At 63.7% G+C, this 20,143-nt stretch carries 17 protein-coding genes; 10 read left to right on the top strand and 7 right to left on the bottom strand.

The window, feature by feature from the left end:
• Window positions 1-67: 67 nt before the first annotated feature.
• The 4 genes from ACQKRQ_RS33180 to ACQKRQ_RS33165 form a co-directional block, all read right to left on the bottom strand.
• Window positions 68-1,684 carry an ABC transporter substrate-binding protein gene (locus tag ACQKRQ_RS33180; RefSeq protein WP_408177854.1) on the bottom strand — a complete coding sequence of 539 codons (1,617 nt, stop codon included), beginning with the start codon at window positions 1,682-1,684 and terminating at the stop codon, window positions 68-70.
• A gap of 81 nt (window positions 1,685-1,765) precedes the next feature.
• Window positions 1,766-3,040: an NAD(P)/FAD-dependent oxidoreductase gene (locus ACQKRQ_RS33175; RefSeq protein WP_408286446.1), complete on the bottom strand. Its 1,275-nt coding sequence runs from the start codon at window positions 3,038-3,040 to the stop codon at window positions 1,766-1,768.
• Between the two features lie 68 nt (window positions 3,041-3,108).
• Entirely contained in the window at window positions 3,109-3,777 is a 669-nt protein-coding gene (locus ACQKRQ_RS33170; protein ID WP_132381904.1) for a haloacid dehalogenase type II, read from the bottom strand.
• 237 nt (window positions 3,778-4,014) lie between these two features.
• Window positions 4,015-5,499 carry an aldehyde dehydrogenase family protein gene (locus ACQKRQ_RS33165; protein ID WP_427481635.1) on the bottom strand — a complete coding sequence of 495 codons (1,485 nt, stop codon included), beginning with the start codon at window positions 5,497-5,499 and terminating at the stop codon, window positions 4,015-4,017.
• 278 nt (window positions 5,500-5,777) lie between these two features.
• Here ACQKRQ_RS33165 and ACQKRQ_RS33160 point away from each other — a divergent pair, with 278 nt between their 5' ends.
• The 4 genes from ACQKRQ_RS33160 to ACQKRQ_RS33145 all read left to right on the top strand — a co-directional run bounded on the left by ACQKRQ_RS33160 (window position 5,778) and on the right by ACQKRQ_RS33145 (window position 9,714).
• The gene (locus ACQKRQ_RS33160; RefSeq protein WP_427481633.1) at window positions 5,778-6,650 is read left to right on the top strand and encodes a GNAT family N-acetyltransferase; all 873 of its coding nucleotides are present in this window, start codon (window positions 5,778-5,780) and stop codon (window positions 6,648-6,650) included.
• 5 nt (window positions 6,651-6,655) lie between these two features.
• Window positions 6,656-7,582, top strand: a complete 927-nt coding sequence (locus ACQKRQ_RS33155; RefSeq protein ID WP_427481631.1) for a 2-hydroxyacid dehydrogenase — start codon at window positions 6,656-6,658, stop codon at window positions 7,580-7,582.
• Window positions 7,583-7,765: 183 nt separating this feature from the next.
• The gene (locus tag ACQKRQ_RS33150; protein WP_427481629.1) at window positions 7,766-9,163 is read left to right on the top strand and encodes an aspartate aminotransferase family protein; all 1,398 of its coding nucleotides are present in this window, start codon (window positions 7,766-7,768) and stop codon (window positions 9,161-9,163) included.
• Window positions 9,164-9,216: 53 nt separating this feature from the next.
• Entirely contained in the window at window positions 9,217-9,714 is a 498-nt protein-coding gene (locus ACQKRQ_RS33145; RefSeq protein WP_011491802.1) for an Lrp/AsnC family transcriptional regulator, read from the top strand.
• 50 nt (window positions 9,715-9,764) lie between these two features.
• Here ACQKRQ_RS33145 and ACQKRQ_RS33140 read toward each other — a convergent pair whose 3' ends face one another.
• A complete protein-coding gene (locus ACQKRQ_RS33140) occupies window positions 9,765-10,712 on the bottom strand; it encodes a LysR substrate-binding domain-containing protein (RefSeq protein ID WP_427481627.1) in 948 nt (315 codons plus the stop codon).
• Window positions 10,713-10,847: 135 nt separating this feature from the next.
• Here ACQKRQ_RS33140 and ACQKRQ_RS33135 point away from each other — a divergent pair, with 135 nt between their 5' ends.
• The 6 genes from ACQKRQ_RS33135 (at window position 10,848) to ACQKRQ_RS33110 (ending at window position 16,863) form a co-directional block, all read left to right on the top strand.
• Window positions 10,848-11,930: a tartrate dehydrogenase gene (locus ACQKRQ_RS33135; protein ID WP_408177848.1), complete on the top strand. Its 1,083-nt coding sequence runs from the start codon at window positions 10,848-10,850 to the stop codon at window positions 11,928-11,930.
• Between the two features lie 33 nt (window positions 11,931-11,963).
• A complete protein-coding gene (locus ACQKRQ_RS33130; protein WP_427481625.1) occupies window positions 11,964-12,953 on the top strand; it encodes a succinylglutamate desuccinylase in 990 nt (329 codons plus the stop codon).
• A 35-nt stretch (window positions 12,954-12,988) separates the two neighbouring features.
• Window positions 12,989-13,333, top strand: coding sequence for a cupin domain-containing protein (locus tag ACQKRQ_RS33125; protein ID WP_132381888.1), 345 nt, complete (start codon window positions 12,989-12,991; stop codon window positions 13,331-13,333).
• Window positions 13,334-13,703: 370 nt separating this feature from the next.
• Window positions 13,704-14,906, top strand: a complete 1,203-nt coding sequence (locus ACQKRQ_RS33120) for a porin (RefSeq protein WP_132383248.1) — start codon at window positions 13,704-13,706, stop codon at window positions 14,904-14,906.
• A 75-nt stretch (window positions 14,907-14,981) separates the two neighbouring features.
• The gene (locus tag ACQKRQ_RS33115) at window positions 14,982-16,340 is read left to right on the top strand and encodes an MFS transporter (protein ID WP_132381886.1); all 1,359 of its coding nucleotides are present in this window, start codon (window positions 14,982-14,984) and stop codon (window positions 16,338-16,340) included.
• A gap of 193 nt (window positions 16,341-16,533) precedes the next feature.
• Complete coding sequence (locus ACQKRQ_RS33110) at window positions 16,534-16,863, top strand: hypothetical protein (RefSeq protein WP_132381884.1); 330 nt, start codon at window positions 16,534-16,536, stop codon at window positions 16,861-16,863.
• A 16-nt stretch (window positions 16,864-16,879) separates the two neighbouring features.
• Here ACQKRQ_RS33110 and ACQKRQ_RS33105 read toward each other — a convergent pair whose 3' ends face one another.
• Both ACQKRQ_RS33105 and ACQKRQ_RS33100 read right to left on the bottom strand, forming a co-directional pair.
• On the bottom strand, window positions 16,880-18,040 hold the full coding sequence (locus tag ACQKRQ_RS33105) for a glycoside hydrolase family 53 protein (protein WP_427481623.1): 1,161 nt from the start codon (window positions 18,038-18,040) through the stop codon (window positions 16,880-16,882).
• A gap of 138 nt (window positions 18,041-18,178) precedes the next feature.
• Window positions 18,179-20,143 carry a beta-galactosidase gene (locus ACQKRQ_RS33100; protein WP_427481621.1) on the bottom strand — a complete coding sequence of 655 codons (1,965 nt, stop codon included), beginning with the start codon at window positions 20,141-20,143 and terminating at the stop codon, window positions 18,179-18,181.

The raw sequence follows: 20,143 nt of genomic DNA, 5'->3' as shown, positions 1-20,143 counted from the left end.
TTGCAGTTAAAGCCGCGCGCCGCTCGATCCGCGGCGCGCGTGTTGCAGGGTGTGACCTGGGTCCGGCTCAGGTTTCGAGCCAGACGTTTTCCGCGAACATGAAGCCCATCAGCCCGGCAAGCGGAATCGAGCCGAGGCCCTTCAGCTTGTTCGTATACGCGTCGAGCGAACTCTGGAACAGAGGAATGCCGATGCCGCCCGTTTCATGCACCAGCACCTGCATGTCGCCGTAGATCTTCTTGCGCTTGGCGTCGTCCGGCTCGCCGCGCGCGGCCACCAGCATCTGGTCGAACTTCGGGCTTTTCCAGTTCGCTTCGTTCCACGGTGCGTCCGACTTGAAGAACTGCGTGAAAATCACGTCGGCGCTCGGCCGCGCGTTGATGTTGCCGAAACCCAGCGGATGCTTCATCCAGTGGTTCGACCAGTAGCCGTCGGCCGGCACGCGCGAGACCTGCAGATTCAAGCCGGCTTGCGGCGCGACCTGCTGAAGGAACATCGCCATTTCAACCGAGCCTTCCGCAGCCGGCGACGCGAAGATCTGGATCGGCGCGCTGCCGACCTTGGCCTTCTGGAAATGGAACTTCGCCTTGTCCGGATCGAAGGCGCGCTGCGGCAAGCCAGCGAGGTAGTACTTGTTGGTCGGATCGATCGGCTGGTCGTTGCCGATCGTGCCGTAACCCTGGAAGATCGCGCGACGCATCTGCTCGCGGTCCTGCAGGTACATCATGCCGCGCCGGAAATCGTCGTTGCCGGTCAGGCCGCCTTCGTCGCGCACGATCAGATCGGTGTACAAGCCGGTCTTCGTCTCCAGCACGGAGAAGCCGCCGGCGCCCTTGATCTGCGCGGTCGAACGCGGGCTCACCGCGTTGATCAGTTGCACGTCGCCGGAAAGCAGCGCGTTCACGCGCGCCGATTCGTCGCCGATGCCGATCAGTTCGACCTCGTCGAGATGCGGCATGCCCGGCTTCCAGTACTTCTCGTTTTTCACACCGACGGTGCGCACGCCCGGCGAGAATTCCTTGAGCTTGAACGGGCCCGTGCCGACCGCCGTTTTGAAATCCTTGGTGCCGTCCTTGATGATCTGGAAATGCGAGGTGGCGAGAATCACTGGCAGATCGGCGTTCGGGCCGTCCAGCGTGATGGTCACTTCATTCGGGCCGGTCGCCTTCACTTCCTTGATCTGGTCGGCCAGTGTCTTCGCTTTCGAAGCGGTCGCCGGATCCTTGTGGCGCATGATCGAGTACACCACGTCGGCCGGGGCGAGCGCTTTGCCGTCGTGGAACTGCACGCCGTTGCGCAACTTGACGACCCACACGGTCGCGTCTTTCGTATCGAGCGAGGTCGCCAGCGACATCTTCGCGCCCAGATGCGGGTCGAGCTCGGTCAGGCAGTTGTAGAACATGAAGCCACGAACGTAGTCGGTGCCGAGCGCGCCCTTCGCGGGATCGAGCGTATCGGCCGCGGAGGCGGACTGCGTCGCCACGCGGATCTTGCCGCCCTGCTTCGGCTTGGCTTGCGCCAGTGCCTCGCCGCTCGCGGTCAGAAGACCGGCGCCTGTCACTGACATCATCCCGGCTGCGGCCATCGCGCGCAGCACACCGCGCCGCGACGCACCTTTGGCGGTCAACCGCTCCAACTCGCTGCCGAGATGAAGAGCGCCATGTTGCGAGTTTTCCTTATTCATCGAACTTCTCCGCGAGGGTGAGCAATGGGGGTTGAGCAGACTTGGCTGCGTGGTTTTAATTGCCAATCGAACAACGAACGATCAATAAAAAATGTCCTTGATGCGGTAGTACGTGCCCACGAGCGGCAGGAACCAGGGTTTGCCGGTATGGCCGGGAATCGCGGGCCACTCCGACTCGCGCCACGGATTCTGGTCTTCATGGCCGTCCATCACGTCGGCCATCACCTGGCCCATGTGCGTCGACATTTGCGTGCCGTGACCGCTGTAGCCCATAGAAAAATAGATGCCGTCGTGCTGGCCGGCGTGCGGCAAACGGTCGGCGCTCATATCCACCAGACCGCCCCAGCAATAGTCGATGCGCGCGCTCGCGAGCATCGGGAACATCGCGGCGAGGCCTTCCTGCAGGATGCGTCCGCTCTTCGCATCGGACGGCCGCTCGGACGCCGTGAAGCGCGCGCGGCCGCCGAACAGCAAACGCGAATCGGGCGTCACGCGGAAGTAGTTGTGCATCAAACGCGTAGTGGTATACGCGCGCCGGTTCGGAAACACTTGCGCCAGCAACTCCGGCGACACGGGCTCCGTCACGACGATGAACGAACCGACCGGCGCGAGACGCCGCCGATACCAACCAAACGGACCATGCCGCGACGGGCCGGTCGCGATCAGCACCTGCTTCGCGCGCACTTCGCCGCGCGCCGTGGTGATGCGAAAGCCGCCGCCGTCTTTCACGATGGCGGTGACCGCCGCGTTCTCATACAACTTGGCGCCGCGGCGCACCGCGGCCTCGGCGAGACCGACGGTGAACTTGCCCATATGCATCTGGCCGCCGTGCCGTTGCAGCAATCCGCCGTAAAAACTGTCGGACTGGATTTCGCTGCGGATGCGGCTGCGGTCGATCAGTTCGATATCCGTATCGACTTCACGGCGGATTGCCTCCGCCGTCTTCTCCAGATGCGCGAGGTGATGCGGCTTGGAGGCCAGCTTCAGCTTGCCGGTCGCAATGTAATTGCAGTCGATGTTTTCCTCGCGGATCAGACGCTCGACCGTGTCGACCGCATCCGAAAACGCGCGGTAGCACGCGCTCGCGCGCTCCACACCGAGTTGCGCGACCAGCGCGACGAAGTCCTGCGCGACCCCGGTATTGACCTGTCCGCCGTTGCGCCCGGACGCGCCGCCGCCGATGCGGCCCGCGTCGAGCACGGTCACCGCGGCGCCGCGCTTACCCAACGCTTGCGCCGCCGACAGTCCGGTGAAGCCGCCGCCGATCACCACCACATCGGTCTGGCCGTCGACCGGACCCTCGCACGCCGACAGCAGTGGCGGCGCGGTGTCGAGCCAGTAGGAATCGAGCTTCATCCGGTCTGTCCTTGAGATGGGCAATGAGTGAGGCGGCAGGCAGTCTTTGGCGCGTGAAAAAACGGCGCTTACAGGCCGAGTTCCGAAGCCAGATGCGGAATGTCGTTGACCTCGTAGTACTGGTAGTACGGCGTCGACGGTTCGTGGCCGCGCTTGACGAACACCTTGTGCTTGATGCCCAGGTCGTGCGCGGTCATCAGGTCGTAGCGCAGGCTCGACGACACGTGCAGCACGTCTTCCGGATTGCAGTTGAGCTGGTCGAACATGTATTCGAAGCCTTGCATGCGCGGCTTGTACGACTGCGCCTGCTCCGCCGTGAAGACCTTATGGAACGGCGCGCCGAGCTTGTCGACATTGCTCTGGATCTGGTTGTTCGAAGCGTTCGAGAGAATCACCAGCTTGTACTTCTTCGCCAGACGAGCGACGCCTTCCGGCACGTCCGGATGCGGACCCCACGTCGGGACTGCGTCATAGATGCTCTGGGCGCCCGCTTCGTTGAATTCGACGTTCATGCGCTTGCAGGCACGGCGTAGCGCATTGACCACCACCTCGCGGTACGGCTTCCACGCACCGAGCACTTCATCGCGACGATAGCCCGAGTAAAACGCGATGAGCTTTTCCAGGTCTTCGCCGTTCAGCAAGTGGCCGTACTGTTCGCGCGTCATGTCGGCCATGTGGAATTTCGTCAGCGTGCCGTAGCAGTCGAAGGTGATGTATTTCGGTTCGAATTCGATCATGGTGCAGTCCTATCGTGATGGTGAACTCGCTGTCGGAGCTCATTGGCGAAAACAGGCAAAAGCTCATTCCTGTTAAAGATTTAATCAGCGCAAAAACATAGATGTTCCTGATTAGGGCATGGCTGGTGACACAAACCAGGCGTTTTGAGGCCGCGGACAGCACAGAATGCGGTGATCGGCCTGAAAGCCTTGCCCATAATGGGTTTGCGGCCGGCATGCCAGGCGGATGACACGCGATCAGGCGCGCAGGTCGATCAAGACGCTCTTGAAACGCAGGTTGGCCTCGTAGGCCTGGCGGCCCAGGTCCTTGCCGATGCCGGAACGCTTGAAGCCGCCCGTGGGAATCATGAAGTCCGAGGTGCGGCCATAACGGTTGACCCACACCGTGCCCGCTTCGAGTCCACGCACGAAACGCAGCGCCCGGCCGAGGTCGGCGGTATGCACACCAGCCGCGAGGCCGTACTCGGGATGCTGCGCGAGCGCGAGCGCTTCTTCTTCGGTATCGAAGGTTTGCAGCGTCAGCACCGGGCCGAAGACTTCTTCGCGTACCGCTTCGGAGTGCGCCGTGACGTCCGTCAGCAAGGTCGGGCTGTAGAACGCGCCGTCCGCGCCGCCGTCGGCCCTGACGCCGCCGTAGCGCAGCGTCGCGCCGGCTTCCAGCGTGCGTCCCACGATGCCTTCGATGCGCGCAGCCTGCGGCGCCGAGATGATCGGCGAAAGCGTGGTGCCGGCGGCCCACGTCGCGCCGGGCTTCAGCTCGGCGAAGATCTTGCCGATACGCTCGGCAAGCGGCTCGGCGAGACTTCGCTCGACGAGCAGACGCGAGCCCGCCACGCACACTTGCCCCGCGTTGCCCGTGATCGCGCCGGCGATGCGGCGCGCCACGTCGTCCAGACGCGGCGCGTCGGCGAAAACGATTTGCGGGCTCTTGCCGCCCAGTTCGAGCGTGACCGGCTTGGTGCCGCTGTTCGCACACGCGGCCATGATCGACGCGCCGGTGCGCGTAGAACCCGTGAAAGTGACCTTGCTGATCTTCGGATGACGCACCAGTTCGTCGCCGGTCACGCGCCCATCGCCCTGAATCACGTTGAAGATGCCCGCGGGCACGCCCGCCCGCACCGCCAGTTCGGCGAGCCGCAGGACCGAGAACGGCGTCATCTCCGAAGGCTTCAGCACCACCGCATTGCCCGCCGCCAGCGCGGGCGCGATCTTCCACGAGGCCATGACCAGCGGGAAATTCCACGGTGCGATCGCGCCGATCACGCCGTACGGCTCGGCGATCGTCATGCCGAGATGATCGTGATCCGTGGCCGCGACGTCGCCGCCCAGCTTGTCGGCGAATTCGGCGTAAAAGCGAATGCCCTCGGCGGTGAACGGCACGTCCCAACCGATTGCCTGCGCAATCGGGCGCGTCGAGCCGAGCGCTTCCAACCGGCCGAGCATCGGCGCATCGGCTTCGACCAGCTCGGCGAAGCGGCGCAGGATCTTCGCGCGCTCACGCGGCGCCATGCGCGCCCAGCCACTGTGCTTGAAAGCCTGCCACGCGTTCTCGACCGCGCGGTCCACCATGCCGGCATCGGCGAGCGGCACCGACGCGTACACCACGCCGTCCGACGGCCGCGCCACCTCGATGCGGCGCTCGCCCGCCTCTACATCTACATATTCACCGCCGATGTAATGGCCGCTGCGAATCGCGACGTCGTCCGGATTGAAGCTGTCCATGAGCAAGGTTTCCTGTGTGACTGGCTGGTGGTCCGTGCGGTGCGTTTCGTGAACGCCCCCGCCATGACAAAATCGTAGAGCCGCGGGCGTGGCATATGTCGCCGACAAAAATCGCCACGCAGCAGAACTCACCTGTAATGCGCGCCCAGACCTGGCGTTTTGCATCGAATTTGAACGGGGCTCTTTCCGGGGCCCGCGATAAAAAGATCGTCCTAGTCACACCGCGCACCGGATGACACAGTGACGGCGTAAGCCTTCAGTCAATCAGGGAGTACGGCGTGTCCGATTCGATTACCTATAGACGCTTCACCCTCGACGACATCGCCGCCGCGCACGCGTTGACGGTCGAACTCAAATGGCCGCATCGCGCGGACGACTGGAGATTCGTCGCGCAGCTGGGCGTGGGTTTCGTCGCGGAAGACACGAGCGGCGTGATCGGCACCGCCCTGTGCTGGAAATACGGCGCCGAGCGCGCCTCGCTCGGCATGGTGATCGTGTCGCCGGCAAGCCAGGGGCGCGGTATCGGCAGAAAGCTGATGGACCTGGTGCTGGACGAACTGGGCGGCCGCGTCACGTTCCTGCACGCCACCACCGCCGGCCAGCCGCTCTATGAAAAGCTCGGCTTTCGCGCGGCCGGCACGCTCGACCAGCATCAGGGCGCGGCGTTCCAGCCACCGCTCGTGTCGCTGCCGCCGGGCGAGCGTTTGCGCCCGCTCGGTTCGAGCGATACCGCGCGGCTGGTCGAACTGGCGTCGCGGGCCAGCGGTCTGGATCGCGGCGAAGTTTTGCCCGCGCTGCTCGGCACCGCCGACGGCATTGCGCTCGATCGCGACGGCGAACTGATCGGCTTCGCACTGTTTCGCCGCTTCGGACGCGGCTTTGCGATCGGTCCAGTGGTCGCGCCCGCCTCCGAGGATTCGAGCCGCGCCAAGGCGCTCATCAGTCACTGGCTGGCGCTGAATGAAGGCGTGTTCGTGCGTATCGATACACCCGGCGATAGCGGTCTGACTGAGTGGCTGGAACAGTTGGGCTTGCCGCGCGTGGACACGGTCGTCAAAATGGTCCGCCCCGCCACGCCGGGCGAGCCCGCGAGCGGCGCACAGGACGCGCATTACCTGCAATACGGCATCATCAACCAGGCAATCTGCTGACCATCATGGCCTTCCTCTATAAAGCCGACCCGGCGCGCGGCGCCCAGTGGGCGAAACTCTTCGCGCAGAAGGCGCCGGAGTTGCCGTTTCATATCTGGCCCGATCTCGGCGACCCGGCCGCGATCCGTTATCTCGCCGCCTGGCAGCCGCCGGAAGATCCGACGCGCACCTTCCCTAATCTGGAAGTCGTGTTCTCGGTCGGTGCGGGCATCGACCAGTTCGATCTGTCGGGCGTGCCGGAGCATGTGCCGGTCGTTCGCATGATCGAGCCGGGGATCGTCGAAGGCATGGTCGAATACGTCACGCAAGCCGTGTTGACGATTCATCGCGATCTGTTCGACTACGGTCTTCAGCAACAGCAGCAGGTCTGGCGCGAGCTGCCGCTCAAGCCAGCCAGTCAACGCCGCGTCGGCGTGCTCGGGCTTGGCGTGTTGGGCACGGCCGTGCTGGAAAGGCTGCGGTTGTTCGGCTTCGACTGTGCGGGATGGAGCCGTTCAGGTCGCGAGATCGAAGGCGTGGCGTGTTATGCGGGTGAAGGCGCACTGGATGCGTTTCTCGCGCGCACCGATATTCTGATCTGCTTGTTGCCGCTCACGCCTGCCACTCGCGGGCTGCTCAACGCGCAGTTGTTCGCGAAGCTGCCGCGCGGCGCGGCGCTGATTCAAACGGGCCGCGGTCCGCATCTGAATCAGCAGGACCTGCTGACGGCGCTCGAGAGCGGCCAGTTGCAGAACGCCATTCTCGACGTCACCGATCCCGAGCCATTGCCCGCTGGGCATGCGCTGTGGACGCATCCACGCGTGCGCATCACGCCGCATATCGCCAGCGCGACGCGGCCCGAAACCGCCGTCGAGGTGGTGCTGGACAACCTGCGCCGCCATCGCGAAGGCTTGCCGATGGTCGGCCAGATCGACCGCGCGCAAGGCTATTGAGGGCAGCACCGCATGAAACGCCCGCGCGGCGCCGCTATTCAGCGTCCGCAGCAGAAAATGCCAAGACCGCGCATCAAAACGCGTCGTGCGCGCTTTTCAGGCAATTGTTTAGGTGAGCAGGCGATCGTCGCTGATCAGTAGTATGGAACGGTCAACAGCCCCTTCCCGCGACGAGAAACCATCATGCCGATTCAATCGCTCATTGAAGCCGACCGCAAGCATCTGATTCATCCGGTCATCAACTACCGCGTGCACGAAGCACGCGGCGTCACCGTCCTCGAGTCCGCCAGCGGCGCATTTCTGCGCGACGCGGCCGGCAACGAACTGCTCGACGCGTTTTCCGGACTCTGGTGCGTGAACGTCGGCTACGGCCAGCAGAGCATCGTCGATGCCGCGACCGCGCAGATGCAGAAGCTGCCCTACGCGACCGGCTACTTCCATTTCGGCTCGGAGCCCGCCATCGAACTCGCGCAAAAGCTGGTCGAGGTGTCGCCCGCTTCGCTGCAACACGTGTACTTCACGCTCGGCGGCTCTGACGCGGTGGACTCGGCACTGCGTTTCATCACGCATTACTTCAACGCCACAGGGCGTCCGTCGAAGAAGCACATCATCGCGCTGCAACGCGGCTACCACGGCTCGTCGACGACCGGCGCCGGCCTCACCGCCCTGCCCGCGTTCCACCGCAACTTCGATCTGCCGCTGCCGAACCAGCATCATCTGCCGTCGCCGTACGCGTACCGCAGCGATTTCGCCGACGACACCGCGCTGATCGCCGCCTCGGTGGCCGCGCTCGAAGCGAAGGTGGCCGAACTCGGCGCTGAGAACGTCGCCGCGTTCTTCTGCGAACCGATTCAGGGCTCGGGCGGTGTGATCGTGCCGCCGGTCGGCTGGCTCAAGGCGATGCGTGAAAGTTGCCGTAAGCTGGGCATCCTCTTCGTCGCCGATGAAGTCATCACCGGATTCGGCCGCACCGGTCCGCTGTTTGCGTGCCAAGGGGAAAACGTCGAGCCGGATCTGATGACGGTGGCCAAAGGCCTGACCTCGGGCTACGCGCCGATGGGCGCCGTGCTGATGTCGGACGAAATCTATCAGGGCATTGCGAACGGCGACGCTGAAGCGGTGGTCGGTCATGGCCATACGTATTCGGCGCATCCCGTGAGCGCGGCCATTGGTCTCGAAGTGCTGCGCCTGTATCACGAAGGCGGGCTGCTCGCGAACGGCGTGGCGCGCGCGCCGCGTTTCGCGCAAGGCCTCGACGCGCTGCTCGCGCATCCGCTGGTGGGCGACTCGCGCCACCGTGGCCTGCTTGGCGCGCTCGAACTCGTCGCCGACAAGGACAGCAAGGCGGGCTTCGACCCGGCGTTGAAACTGTCCGAACGGATCGCCGCCGCCGCGTATGAAAACCGCCTGATTTTCCGCGCCTTCGGCGACAACATTCTCGGCTTCGCACCGGCGCTCTCGTACACCGAGGCCGAGTTCGATCTGATGTTCGAACGGCTTGAAAAGACCCTCGACGACGTTCTCGCACAAGCCGACGTGCGCGCCGCGTTGAAGGTCAAAATTCATGCCACCGCATGCTAGAGTAGAGGGCCATCCCAGCCCCACACACCGATCGCCGGAGCGACAACGTTACGATGAGCAGCGACTGCAAGCTAGACCGGATTGACCTGCGCATACTTTCCCAATTGCAGAAGAAAGGCCGCATAACCAACGTCGAGCTTGCCGACGCGGTCGGCCTGTCGCCCAGTCCTTGCCTGATCCGGGTCAAGCGTCTGGAGAAAGCCGGCTACATCATCGGCTACGGTGCGCAGATCCAGCTCGAAAAGCTCGGCGACGTGCAGATCGTGTTCACTGAAGTCACGCTCGCCGATCATCGGCGGGAAGACTTCATCAAGTTCGTGAATGCGATTCGCGACGTCGACGAGATTGTCGAGTGCCATCTGGCAAGCGGCGGCTATGACTACCTGCTGAAGTTCGTCACGCGCAGCGTGAGCCATTACCAGAGCATCGTGGAAGGTTTGCTGGAACGCGATATCGGCATCGAGAAGTACTTCAGCTACGTGATCATCAAGTCGCCGTTCGTGAAGAGCCATTACCCGCTCGAAACGCTGTTCTCGCAGAATCATCACTAGGCATTGCTTTGTCCTTGATCCGCCGGACCTTGTCGCTCAGGGTTCGGCGTTCAACGTTCCGCCATGTCCGCGCCTGCTGCACCGTTTGCCGGCGGACTCGATTGCGCGAATTCCTCGCTGAGAAAGTCCACGCAGACCCGCACCTTCGCCGATTGCGCGAGCCGCGCCGGATACACCGCCCACAGATTCGCCGGTTGCGTGACCTCGGGCAGCACCTGCTGCAACTGGCCGCTTTCGAGCAGCGGCCGCACGTCCCACATGGAACGCAGCACGATGCCGCGTCCTGCCAGCGCCCACTCCACCGCCACTTCGCCGTGATTGGTCGACAACGGTCCCGTGACCTTGATCGAGACCGCCTCGCCGCGCACCGTCAAACGCCACAGACCGAACGGATGGTCGCGCTCCTTGATGGCGAGACACGCATGCGAGGACAGCTCGGCGAGCTGGCGCGGCGCGCCATGCCGCGCGAGGTAGCCGGGCGACGCGCACAGCACGCGATAGTTCGACGCGAGCCGCCGCGCGATCAGATGCGGCGCGATCTCGTCGCCGATGCGCACATCCAGATCGAAGCCTTCACCGCCCACATCGACGAGACGGTCGAACAGATCGAGCCGCACGCTCAATTGCGGATAGCGCTCGGAAAAGCGCGCGAGCGCGGGTGCCACGAAGCGCCGGCCAAAGCCGAAGCTGCTGGAAATGCGCAGCTTGCCGCCGGGAATGCGGCGCGTGGTGGAGACGTCTTCCACGAGTTGATCGACATCGTCGAGAATCTTTTCGGCCCACGTGTAGACGCGCTCGCCCGCTTCCGTGATCGCGACCCGGCGCGTGGAACGGTGCAATAAACGCGTACCGAGCGTAGTCTCGAGCACGTTGATGCGTTTGCTGACGTACGCCGCGGACACCGACAAGGCCTCCGCCGCCGCGCTGAAACTGGACTTGCGCGCGACTTCGCAAAACACGCGCAAATCGCCGAGATCGGGTGATGGGACGGCGCTCATAGGTTGATGGATGGCAGCGGCGTTTGTACACGAATCGTGCACAGTGGCTTAACTAAAGCGACCATTTTAGTCTCAAACAGCAGGAATAAAATAGCCCTTGTCGAATCATCCAGAAGCCCAACGGAGGAGCACAACATGTCGAAGAAATATCGGATCGCAGTCATCCCCGGCGACGGCATTGGCGTCGAAGTCATGCCCGAAGCCATTCGCGTGCTGGAAGCGGTGAAAACGCGCTTCGGCATCGAGCTGGAGTATCAGCACATTGAATGGGCGAGCTGCGAGTACTACGCGAAGCACGGCAAGATGATGCCGGACGACTGGAAAGCGCAACTGCAATCGGCCGACGCGATCCTGTTCGGCGCGGTGGGCTGGCCCGACACGGTGCCCGACCATATTTCGTTGTGGGGATCGCTGCTGAAGTTCCGCCGCGAATTCGACCAGTACATCAACCTGCGCCCGGCCCGCCTCTTTGCCGGCGTGCCTTCGCCGCTCGCGGGCCGCAAGGCGGGCGACATCGACTTCTGGATCGTGCGTGAAAACACCGAGGGCGAATATTCGTCGGTGGGCGGCGTGATGTTCGAAGGCACGGAGCGCGAATTCGTGCTGCAGGAATCCGTCTTCACGCGGCACGGCAGCGAACGCGTGCTGAAGTTCGCGTTCGATCTCGCGCAACGGCGCGAGCGCAAGAAGATCACGGTGGCCACCAAGAGCAACGGCATTGCGATCAGCATGCCGTGGTGGGACAAATGCGCGGCCGGCGTCGCCGCGCAGTATCCGGACGTGACGTGGGACAAGCAGCACATCGACATTCTCTGCGCGCGCTTCGTGCTGAATCCGGATCGCTTCGACGTGGTGGTGGCCACCAATCTGTTCGGCGATATCCTGTCTGATCTCGGTCCTGCCTGCACGGGCACGATCGGTCTCGCGCCGTCGGGCAATCTGAACCCGGACCGCAAGTTTCCCTCGCTGTTCGAGCCGGTGCACGGCTCGGCACCGGACATCGCAGGCAAGAACATCGCCAATCCGATCGCGATGATCTGGTCGGCCGCGATGATGCTCGACTTCCTCGGCAATCACGCCGGCAAGGAGCGCGAGGCGCACGACGCGATTCTCGCCGCGATCGAAGCGACGCTGGTGGAAGGCCCGCATACCGGCGACCTCGGCGGCAAAGCGAACACCACCGAAGTCGGCCAGGCGATCGCGGCAAAGCTCGCCTGAGTCTTTCGCTCACTCTCTGCCAGGACAACTCGCATGAGCATGGAAGCCTACCCCATCGAAGTCGAATTCCCCGATATTTCGCGCCACGAACAATCGGCGTCCGGCATCGCCTACGTCCATACGTTCGACTCGGGCGCGCCGGGTCCGCACGTGATGATCAACGCGCTCACGCACGGCAACGAGGTGTGCGGCGCGATCGTCGTCGACGAATTGCTGCGGCGCGAGTTGCGGCCGCGGCGTGGGCGCCTCACGCTGGCGTTCGCGAACGTCGCTGCGTATCAGCGCTTCGATCCCGCCGAGCCCGATGCGGCCCGCTTCGTCGATCAGGATTTCAATCGCGTGTGGACCGCCGCGGTGCTCGACGACGCGTCGCGCACGTCCAGTGAATTGGCGCGTGCACGCGCAATGCGGCCGGTGATCGACACGGTCGACGCCCTGCTCGATCTGCATTCCATGCACGAGAAGAGCAAACCGTTGATCGTCGCGGGACCGCTGCCAAAAGGCATCGACCTCGCCGTGCGGCTCGGCGCGCCCGCCACCGTGATCTGCGACGAAGGCCACCCGGAAGGCCGCCGCATGCGCGACTACGAAGGCTTCGGCGACCCCGCCAGCGCGAAGAACGCGCTGCTGATCGAATGCGGACAGCATTGGGAACAAAGCGCCGTTGCGGTCGCGCGCGACACCACCGCGCGCTTCCTGTTGCTGGCCGGCGTGGTCGACGAAGCGGATCTGCCGGCGGGCTGGCTCGCGCCGTTGCCGCCCGCGCAGCACATCGTCCGCGTGACGCAGCCGGTGGTGGCCACCAGCATGGATTTTCGATTCGCGGCGCCCTACACGGGGCTGGAGATCTTCGCCGAGGCCGGCGCCGTGATTGGCTGGTCGAACGGCGAGGCGGTCACCACGCCCTACGACAACTGCATGCTCGTCATGCCTTCGCTGCGGCAACTGCGGCCCGGCGTGACCGTCGTACGGCTGGGCAAGATCGAGCAGACCGTGACGAGCACCCAAACCAGCGGCCAATGACACGGCCCGTGCACACTCAAAAAGGTAACGAGAAGATGAAGGTACAGCAGCTCAAGCAAAGCGTGAATCTGCAGAATCTGGAGGACTGGGGCAAGGCCGGGCTGCCCGGCACGACGCCGATTCAGGTGTCGGGCGTGCAACGCGTCATCAAGGGCAGCGAATCCATCGATACCGGCATTTTCGAATGCACCGCCGGCACGTACCGCCGCTCGGTCAAGCAGGCCGAGGTGATGCACTTCATCGCGGGGCGCGGCCGCTTCACGCCCGATAACGAGGAGACCATCCACTTCGAGAGCGGCGACACGCTCTTCTTCGAAGCCAATACCGAAGGGCTTTGGGAAGTCGAGGAGACGATGCGCAAGGTCTACGTCATCTTCTGAACGCCGCGTTACACGTCACGCGTCGCACCGGGCGCCGCGCCGCACCATGCGGTGCCTGTCAGGCCGGCGCTCCTCTCTCTTCCCAATCCCATCCCCTCCCGGCGCGCCGACGCGCGTCGCGGCCTGCGTGATCGTTCTCGCTGTCCAGCGCCTTTTTCCAACCGATGTGCGTCCGCAACAAAGTCGGGTAATCCCGCGTTGACCCTTCCTTGTCATATTACTTACAGTGCACACTTGTTCGTATAAAGAATCACAGTTCTATATGCGAACAACACGCACACAAGAATTTGATGACGACCGGGTCGCCGGGACTGCCGTCGCAGTCGCGGCAGGTCGAATTGGAGAACACCTCTTGAATCGCAATATCACAATGACCCGGCTCGCCTGCGCGATCGCCGCTCTGGCCAGCGCACCGGTTTTCGCGCAAAGCAGCGTGACGCTGTACGGTATCGTGGATACGGGTATCGGCTATCAAAGCAGCCAGGCCCCTTCGCTCGGCTCGACCTCGGGCGGCAAATCGAACGTGAAGATGGTGCAAGGCGTGTGGGCCGGCAGCCGCTTTGGCCTGAAGGGCGCGGAAGACCTCGGCGCCGGCACCAAAGCCATCTTCCAGTTGGAGTCGGGTTTCAATTCCGCCACCGGCGCGCAGCAATATACGAACGCGATGTTCGGCCGCCAGGCATGGGTCGGCGTGACGAACCCGACGTACGGCACGCTGCAGGCCGGCCGCCAGTACACCGCGTACTACTCGCTGCTGTCGCCGTATAGCCCGACCACGTGGCTCACCGGCTTCTACGGCGCACACCCGGGCGACGTCGACGCGCTCGACACGATTTACCGCGCGAACAACTCGCTGGTCTATACCTCGCCGAAACTGTACGGCTTCACGTTCAGCGGCTCGTACTCGCTCGGTGGCGTGCCGGGCAGCCTGAATCGCGGCTCGACGTGGAGCGGCGCGGTGCAGTACATCAACGGCCCGGTCGGCGTCGCGGTCGGCTTCATGCGCATCAACAACTCGACCCTCGGCGGCGGCGCATACGGCGCGGACTCGACCGTCTCGAACAACGGCGCACAGCCGGGCGTGTCGGCCGTGACCAACGGCTATCAGACGGCGCAGGCGCAACAGCGCTTTGCCGTGACCGGCGGCTATAACTTCGGCAATGGCTGGGACGTGTCCGCGGCCTACTCGAATGTGCAGTACATTCCGGGTGTCGGCTCGAGCTTCCGCGATACGGCGATCTTCAACACGGGCGGCGTCGTGCTGCACTGGAAGCCGACCGTTTCGTGGGACTTCGCGACCGGCTACAGCTACACGCGCGCCACCAAGGCGAATGGCATCACGAGTTCGGCGCAGTACCAGCAGGTCAACCTGTCCGAGTACTATGCGTTGTCGAAGCGCACCGGCCTCTATGCGTTGCAGGCATTCCAGCGCACCAACGGCAATACGCTGGGCACCGCCGGTTCGGGCCACATCATCAGCGCGACGGCAACCATCGGCGACGGCTTCCAGAGCGCGCCGTCGTCGTCGCGCAGCCAGTTCGCCGCCGGCGTGGGCATCGTGCACCGCTTCTAAAACGGCGTCCGATCGTATAAAAAGAAAAGGCTCGTACTCACGAGCCTTTCCGTATTCAGCAGTGAGGAGACCATCATGAACCGCAGCACCGCTGTGAACGTTCAGACCTTCATCAACGAGCATCCGTTTTCGCCGTTCCAGTGGCTCGTGTTCTTCATGTGTTTCATCATCGTCCTGCTGGACGGTTTTGACACGGCCGCGATCGGCTTCATTGCGCCTTCACTGATCGCCGAATGGGGCATCACCAGGCCGGCGCTCGCGCCCGTACTGAGCGCGGCGCTGTTCGGCCTCGCCTGCGGCGCGCTCGGCTCGGGACCGCTGTCCGACCGGCTCGGGCGACGCTCGCTGCTGCTCGGCTCGGTGCTGCTGTTCGGCGTGGCGTGCCTCGGCTCGGCTTTCTCGACCAGCATCGAGCAACTGACGACGCTGCGCTTCATCACCGGCGTCGGCCTCGGCGCGGCCATGCCGAACGCCGTGACGATGATGGGCGAATACTGCCCGGATCGCCGCCGTGCGACCTTGATCAACCTGATGTTTTGCGGCTTCCCGCTCGGCGCCGCGTTCGGCGGGTTCCTCGCCGCGTGGATGATTCCGCATTTCGGCTGGCGCAGCGTGCTGCTGCTCGGCGGCATCACGCCGCTTCTGCTCCTGATCTTGCTCGTGATCAAGATGCCGGAATCGGTCCGCTACATGGTGGCCAATAGCCAGCCGGTCGAACGGATTCGCACGGCGCTCGCGCGCATTTCGAGCGAAGCGGCGCAAGCGGGCAGCTTCATCATGACCGAAACCGCGCCGCAGACCGGCGGCAAGGGCATGGCGGTGGTGTTGTCGCGCTCGTACATCATCGGCTCCGTGATGCTGTGGATCGCCTATTTCATGGGCCTCGTGATCTTCTACGCGTCGATCAACTGGATGCCGATCCTGCTGAAGGACGCCGGCCTCACGCCGCAGCGCGCGACACTGATTTCCGCGCTGTTCCCGCTTGGCGGCGTGGGCGCGGTGCTGTGCGGCGTGCTGATGGACCGCTTCAACGCGAACCGCATCATCGCGGCCTGCTATGCGTTGACGGCCGTGAGCGTGTATTTCATCGGCCAGGCGGTGGGCAACGTGGGCGCGCTGGTGTTCATCGTGTTCGTCGCCGGTGTGTTGATGAATACCGCGCAATCGTCGATGCCGGCGCTCGCCGCCGCGTTCTATCCGACCGAAGGCCGCGGCACGGGCGTGGCGTGGATGCTCGGCATCGGGCGCTTCGGCGGGATCGCGGGTTCGTTCCTCGTGGCCGAACTGACGCGCCGCCATTTCACGTTCGGGGGCATCTTCGCGATGGTCGCGGTGGCGGGTCTGATTTCTTGCGTGGCCTTGCTGATCAAGCAGGCGGCACGGCCGCATGTGACGAACGTGGGTGCGTCGAAGGCGGAGTCGTTCGGGCATTGAGTTGCCGTGCGCGGGATGATCTGACGGTTGTTTTAAGCCGCCTTTCGAGGCGGCTTTTTCTTTGCTGCCTCGCGTCAGAAAACGCGACGCGTCACTTCCCGATAAACTACGCGGTTGTTGACCCATTCGGTTGCCGCGGTGGTAGATGCCAGCGCTTTTGCACCGTTGCTCATCTAACCACAGGATTCAGGGAATGAAACGCGTAGTCGTATCCGCGCTGCTTGCGGTGTGTCTCGCGCAGCCGGCCGTTCAAGCCGTTGCGCAAACCGTCAGCGACCAATGCTTTGCGATCGGCGATATCGCCGGGCAGGTCGCCTCGTGGCGCGCGCACAAAAAGACCAAGGCGCAAGCACTCGATCAGGCCGCCAAGTACTACAAGGATGCGGCTGACCGGCAAGCGGTCAGCGCCATCATCGAGAAGATCTACAGCCCGGACGCGCCGCACATGACGCCGGATCAGGCGAGCATGATGTTCACGTCGGATTGCGCGAACCGTAATAAGGCGCAGGCGCCCACGCAATAACGGCAGGCTCTAGCCGCTAGCGTTTTCGAAACGCGTCCAGCGACGTCAGCGCGTTGCCGTGGAAATCAAACAACGTGTTGTTGTCCCACTGATCGCCGGTGCCGACTTTCCATCCGACGTTCGGCGTCGGAATCCATTCGGGCTCCCACCAGAACACGCCTTTGCCGTGGCCGTCCGGTATCGCCTTGACGATGTCCGTCAACGCGCCGAGAAACTGCGCCTGGCCTGCCGGGGTCTGCGGGTAAGTCGCGGACCCCACATTGGTCATCGAGTTCGGTTCGGAATCGCCGTCGCTGGTGGTCCACGGGTATGCGGTCTCGACCACCATCACGTCCTTGTCATAGCGCGTCGCGAGATCGTTTGCATTGTCCTGCAAGTCGCTCAGCGAGCCTTGCCACTGCGGGTAGTAGGACAGACCGATCACATCGAACGTGACGCCGCGCTGGGTCGCGCTGTCGAACCACCAGCGGCTCGTCGCGTTGTTGCCGCCGCTGTCCACATGCAGCATGACCTTGATGCGTTCATCGACAGATTTGACCGCGTCGTGCCCCACCTTCAGCAATTGCGCGAGGTTGTCCCACTGATCGTATTTGCCGAGCGGCCATAGCATGCCGCCGGTGATCTCGTTGCCCACTTGCACCCACTCCGGATGCACGCCGTCGCGCTTGAGCATCTTCAGCACGCTCGACGTGTACTCCGACAGCAATGCGCAGGTCTGCACGATATCCTTGCCGGCCCAGGCGTGCGGCGGATACTGCTTGCCCGGATCGGCCCACCAGTCGCTGTAATGGAAGTCGATCAGCACGCGCATGCCGAGCGCGGCGGCGCGGCGCGCGAGCACACGCACATGCTCCGCATTGTTGTAGCCGGCAGCGGGACTTTGATCGGCCGGGAAAAAGTTCGGATTGCCAGGATCGTTCCAGACCTTGATACGAATCGAATCGACGCCGTGGCTTCTCAGTAGCAGCAGACAGTCGTGCGGCACGCCGTGCTCATAGAATTTCGCACCGTTCGCCTCCAGTTCGAGCAGCGTCGATACGTCCGCGCCTTTTGCAAAGCGACTGCCACGGCCCGAGGCCTGCAGTTCGGCCGCGAGCGCCGGTGCGCCGAGCGTTGCACCGGCGCCGGCTGCCGCCGCCGTCGATGCGAGCCAGCCGAGCATTTCTCTTCTGTTCATCTGTCATCCTCCATCTATTGATGGGCGGCTAGTCTGAAGGCCGCCTGGTCCCAGGTTGAAGCGCTTGAGTTTCACCCTCCGACAAACACACACTTTTTCGACTCGGTTCGATTCGATTCCGTCGAACAGCCAACGGCCTCAGACGTTCTTCCACGCGCAGACATCGCCCGTTTTCAACAGCGCGTTACCGAGCACGAACGTCGTGCCTGTCGGCGCCGGCGCATGCACGGGCTCTGCGCCAAAATTGAACGCAAACGTCAGATCGCCGCGTCGCCGAATGCGCAAGCCTTCCGCCAATAGCTGCGTCTCGACGCCGGCCTCATGCGCCGCCTGTTGCAATACCGTGCGATGCAACGCGTGCGACAGCCAGCCCGCCACATAGCGAACCTTGCCGTGCGAGAGAATCGCCGGCCACGTGTCGTCGAATTGCGCGTCGACCTGCGTGTCGCCGTTGGCCCGCACGTGCTCGCGCCAATGTATCGCCGCACCATGCATGCCGCCGATCGACACCGCGGGCGCCAGCGTGGGCCGCAACGTCTCGACTTCGAGCACCTGCATCGGCAGAACGCGTTGCAAGGCGCCGGGCGGCAGAGTGGAAGGAATGGCGAAGCTGTCGGTTTTCGAGCCGCTGCGCGGGCCGAAGACCCATTGCGCTTCGCTCCGCTCGATCTGATGCACGAGCGCGTCGTCGATCACCGCAATGCTGGGCACTACCACCATGGCATAGCCCGTTAGATCCGCGCGGCTCGACACGATATCGACGTCGAGCCCGAGTTCGCGCAACGACTCGTAGTAGTCGAACGCGAGCGTCTGATAATCGAAGGTTTTGCCATGACGCTGAATCTCGAACATCCATTGCGTCTCGTAGTCGAATACGAGCGCAACAGATGCGCGCGACGGCGCGGCGAGTTCCGACAGCGCGGCGCAAGCGGCAATCTCGCGCGCCGCCTGTTGCACTTCGAGGCCGCCCGGCGACAATTCGTTATTCGGCAGATTGAGCCCGGAGTGCATCTGTTCCTGCGCATACGGACACTGACGCCAACGGAAATACGACACCAGTTCCGCGCCATGCGCGAACGCCTCGTAAGCCCACAGCCGGACCATGCCTTTCGCGGGCACCGGATTCCACGGCGCCCAGTTGACCGGCCCGGCCTGCTGCTCCATCACCCAGAAGCGTCCGTTGCCTATCGCGCGGTAGCGGTCATGGTCAAACGCGGAAACGTCGGGATGCGCGGTGCGCGCATAACGCGCCTTCTGCTCGTCGGGCAGCGCGATCGATTCGGTGCGCGCGATTGGATAGCTGTCCCACGCGGCGACATCGAGCGCATTGTCTTTGGCGAAGCGGTAGTGATCGAAGGTCGTGAAAAAACCCATGAAGTTGTGCAGCAAGTCCGCCTTCGGCGCGTGCTCGCGCAATACATCGATCTGCTCGCGATGAAAACTCGCCACCTCGTCCGACATGAAGCGGCGGAAGTCGAGCAGATGAATCGGATTGGCGTCGGTCGGCGTGAGGTTCGGCAAGCCGATCGCCTCGAACGACGGATACTCCATGCTCCAGAACACGTTGCCCCACGCGTCGTTGAGCGCCTCGACGGTTTCGTAGCGCCGCCGCAGCCAGCTTTGAAAGCGCCCGAGCGCTGCTGGCGAATAGCTGGGTACGGTATCGTGGCAGCCGAGTTCGTTATCGGTCTGCCACGCGACGATGGAAGGATGCCTCCCATAGCGCTGCGCCATCGCCGTGACGATTCGCACGCATTCACGGCGATAGGTTTCGCTGGATATATCGTAGTGACGGCGCGAGCCGAAATTCCAGCGCGTGCCGTCGGCGCGCACCGGCAGCACTTCCGGATACGCGTCGATCAGCCACTTCGGCGGCGAAGCGGTCGGCGTGCCGAGCACGAGCTTCAGCCCCGCGGCCGCCAACGTGGCGACGGCTTCGTCGAGCCATTCCCACACGAATTCGCCGGCGCGCGGCTCCATCCGGCTCCACGCGAATTCGGCAATCCGCACATGCGTGATGCCGAGATCGACCATACGTTTCGCGTCGTCGGCCCACATCGTGCGCGGCCATTGTTCCGGGTAATAACAGACACCAAGTTGCAT

The organism is Paraburkholderia sp. NPDC080076 (assembly GCF_050281145.1).
GTDB lineage: Bacteria > Pseudomonadota > Gammaproteobacteria > Burkholderiales > Burkholderiaceae > Paraburkholderia.
The sequence above is the reverse complement of the archived record's forward strand: the minus strand, read 5'-3'. Positions and strand labels throughout refer to the sequence as shown.

Coding starts and splice junctions, on each gene's coding strand:
- ACQKRQ_RS33140 (WP_427481627.1), bottom strand. CDS start 10,712: ATGAGCGCCGTCCCATCACCCGATCTCGGCGATTTGCGCGTGTTTTGC.
- ACQKRQ_RS33165 (WP_427481635.1), bottom strand. CDS start 5,499: ATGGACAGCTTCAATCCGGACGACGTCGCGATTCGCAGCGGCCATTAC.
- ACQKRQ_RS33145 (WP_011491802.1), top strand. CDS start 9,217: ATGAGCAGCGACTGCAAGCTAGACCGGATTGACCTGCGCATACTTTCC.
- ACQKRQ_RS33135 (WP_408177848.1), top strand. CDS start 10,848: ATGTCGAAGAAATATCGGATCGCAGTCATCCCCGGCGACGGCATTGGC.
- ACQKRQ_RS33125 (WP_132381888.1), top strand. CDS start 12,989: ATGAAGGTACAGCAGCTCAAGCAAAGCGTGAATCTGCAGAATCTGGAG.
- ACQKRQ_RS33120 (WP_132383248.1), top strand. CDS start 13,704: ATGACCCGGCTCGCCTGCGCGATCGCCGCTCTGGCCAGCGCACCGGTT.
- ACQKRQ_RS33115 (WP_132381886.1), top strand. CDS start 14,982: ATGAACCGCAGCACCGCTGTGAACGTTCAGACCTTCATCAACGAGCAT.
- ACQKRQ_RS33175 (WP_408286446.1), bottom strand. CDS start 3,040: ATGAAGCTCGATTCCTACTGGCTCGACACCGCGCCGCCACTGCTGTCG.
- ACQKRQ_RS33155 (WP_427481631.1), top strand. CDS start 6,656: ATGGCCTTCCTCTATAAAGCCGACCCGGCGCGCGGCGCCCAGTGGGCG.
- ACQKRQ_RS33110 (WP_132381884.1), top strand. CDS start 16,534: ATGAAACGCGTAGTCGTATCCGCGCTGCTTGCGGTGTGTCTCGCGCAG.
- ACQKRQ_RS33180 (WP_408177854.1), bottom strand. CDS start 1,684: ATGAATAAGGAAAACTCGCAACATGGCGCTCTTCATCTCGGCAGCGAG.
- ACQKRQ_RS33150 (WP_427481629.1), top strand. CDS start 7,766: ATGCCGATTCAATCGCTCATTGAAGCCGACCGCAAGCATCTGATTCAT.
- ACQKRQ_RS33170 (WP_132381904.1), bottom strand. CDS start 3,777: ATGATCGAATTCGAACCGAAATACATCACCTTCGACTGCTACGGCACG.
- ACQKRQ_RS33130 (WP_427481625.1), top strand. CDS start 11,964: ATGAGCATGGAAGCCTACCCCATCGAAGTCGAATTCCCCGATATTTCG.
- ACQKRQ_RS33100 (WP_427481621.1), bottom strand. CDS start 20,143: ATGCAACTTGGTGTCTGTTATTACCCGGAACAATGGCCGCGCACGATG.
- ACQKRQ_RS33105 (WP_427481623.1), bottom strand. CDS start 18,040: ATGAACAGAAGAGAAATGCTCGGCTGGCTCGCATCGACGGCGGCGGCA.